3 protein-coding genes and 1 pseudogene are annotated in these 2,119 nt (G+C 60.0%); all 4 read left to right on the top strand.

What is annotated here, in order from left to right:
• Positions 1 to 199: 199 nt before the first annotated feature.
• Positions 200 to 535 (top strand): type II toxin-antitoxin system RelE/ParE family toxin, encoded by a 336-nt coding sequence (locus GY937_17280; GenBank protein MCP5058457.1) that lies wholly within the window; start codon positions 200 to 202, stop codon positions 533 to 535.
• Positions 528 to 827, top strand: coding sequence for a putative addiction module antidote protein (locus GY937_17275; GenBank protein ID MCP5058456.1), 300 nt, complete (start codon positions 528 to 530; stop codon positions 825 to 827). Before GY937_17280 ends, GY937_17275 begins: the two co-directional genes overlap by 8 nt.
• Before the next feature lie 23 nt (positions 828 to 850).
• Positions 851 to 1,147: pseudogene (locus GY937_17270) on the top strand (RHS repeat-associated core domain-containing protein).
• A gap of 407 nt (positions 1,148 to 1,554) precedes the next feature.
• Positions 1,555 to 1,866: a hypothetical protein gene (locus tag GY937_17265; GenBank protein ID MCP5058455.1), complete on the top strand. Its 312-nt coding sequence runs from the start codon at positions 1,555 to 1,557 to the stop codon at positions 1,864 to 1,866.
• Positions 1,867 to 2,119: the final 253 nt, after the last annotated feature.

Raw genomic sequence — 2,119 nt, 5'->3', positions numbered from 1 at the left:
CCGAGATCTACACCCAGGTCTCGATCCGGAAGCTGAAAGAGGTGCATGCGAGGACGCATCCCGCGGATCAGCCACCCTCGGCTGATTGAGCACTCCCCGCATCGCCTCTTTCTTTAGCCGCCTCCGGCCTCCGGCGATGGCGCTGTTGGCTCTCCGAGGATGGGGTTGTCGAAAGTAGCTCTTAAGCTACATTCGTGAGATGCCGATCGAGCAGGAGGTTCGCGTCTTTGCTCGTTCGGATGGGAGCGAGCCTTTCACAGAGTGGCTTCGCAAGCTTCGAGATGGAACGAGTCGCAATCGCATCCGCCAACGCATCGCCCGGGTCCGTCTGGGAAACTTTGGCGATGTCCGGAGTGTGGGAGGGGGCGTGCATGAGCTTCGTATTCACGTCGGCCCGGGCTATCGGGTGTACTTCGGTCGCGAGGGGGATGCCGTGGTGATCTTGCTCTGCGGAGGAGACAAGGGCTCTCAGAAGCGTGACATCAAGTCTGCCCAGGACGATTGGCATGACTACAGGAGTCGAGTCGATGAGTAAAGCGAGACGATACGAGGAAATACTGGACGAAGATCTTCAGGATCCCGCCGAGGCGGCGGGCTATCTGAACGCCTGCTTGGAAGACGGAGAACCCGAAGTGTTTCTGCTTGCTCTCCGGGATGTCGCACGAGCTCGCGGCGGTGTTGCGCGATTGGCAGAGGCCGCGGAGCTGAACCGTGAGCATCTCTACCGCATGCTCTCCGAGGATGGGAATCCGGAGCTGCGCAGCCTCGACCTCTTGCTCGACGCTCTGGGGTTCCGGTTGGCCGTGACCCTCAAGGAAGCGAGCTAGCCTGGCCTCTCGGAAGAGCCGCTCTGCTATGCTGCCTCAACCCGTACGACGGTCACGCGTATCCGAAAACTGCCTCTAGGGATTTTTTGGGAGCCCTTCGAGTGCATCAAGGCAATCTTGCTCTAAAGCAAAGACCGCACTCAGGAAAACGCCTTCCGCTACGACGGAGGTCGTATGGCCGAGTTCTTTACAACAGGTTCCGATCCTACGATCCGGCCACCGGACGCTACATCAATGCGGATCCGATTGGGCAAGTTGGGGGAGTGAATCTCTTTGCGTATGCGGACAATAGTCCTTCCAATTTGGTAGACCCTCAAGGAACGGAGGCAGCAGCCGCAACTCTCGGTGTTGGCATTGGCGCCGGGAGTGGATCAGGAACAGGCGCTGCAATCGCAGCCGGTGCGGGGACAGGGTTGCTGATTGGGACCGCGGCCGCTGCGGGGTACGGGGTTGGAACTCTCATTGAGCCTTACGTCAGCCCGTTGATTGAGCCGTTCATTGATGCCGCGTCGAAGCGGAGGGGCGGTTGGGTGTGCCATGTGACTTGTAATTTGCAATGGCCTACGGATGTTTGTCCGACGCAAGATCGGGTGTCCGGTACAGGCTATGGACCCTCGGCTTCTGTGGCACGAAAGAATGCGATCAATAACGCCACTCAGCGCGCTCCGCGCGGTTCTTACCCGAGGCACTGTCGTGCTCGGTGCAACCGGATCTAGGAATTGGCAGCATGCTTGAAGTCGTTCGGACAGTCGAACTGGATGCAGTTGATATGGGGGCCGCGAGCGATCCGCTGCGATTTCGAATCGAGATCATTCGCGAACTCAGTGGTAAATGTCGATACTTCGCGCGTTTGTGTCGTTGGGAGTCGTTTGAGATGAGCCCAACATCGGCTAACTCTGACTCGGAGGGATCAACCGAAGACATCCTGATAGAGGATGCCTTTTGGGATTGGAGCAAGAACCCTGCAGTGAGCGCAGAAGTCGCTCTCGATTTGCTATTGGCGAAGTTGAGCGCGCAGCTCCCCAATCTCAAACTCTGATCCTGAACGGATGTCTTTCCGTACTTCCGGTTCGTGCCCGGACCGGTGCCGGCGGCTGAGGCAGAACTCGGATGCCGGCTCGCACCCACAAGCCCCACGCAGAACCCCCCGCCCGCCCGTCCGGAGCCCCGCACGGGGCTCATGCGCCGACGCCGGGTTCGGCCCGGAGCCGGGCTCGAGGCGTGCGAGAGTGGGTTGCTCCCGCGTCCGCCCACCCCAAGCGTCGGAGGGGGCCTCCCCTCGTCGCTTCACT

This window comes from bacterium (assembly GCA_024228115.1).
Classification (GTDB): domain Bacteria; phylum Myxococcota_A; class UBA9160; order UBA9160; family UBA6930.
The sequence above is the reverse complement of the archived record's forward strand: the minus strand, read 5'-3'. Positions and strand labels throughout refer to the sequence as shown.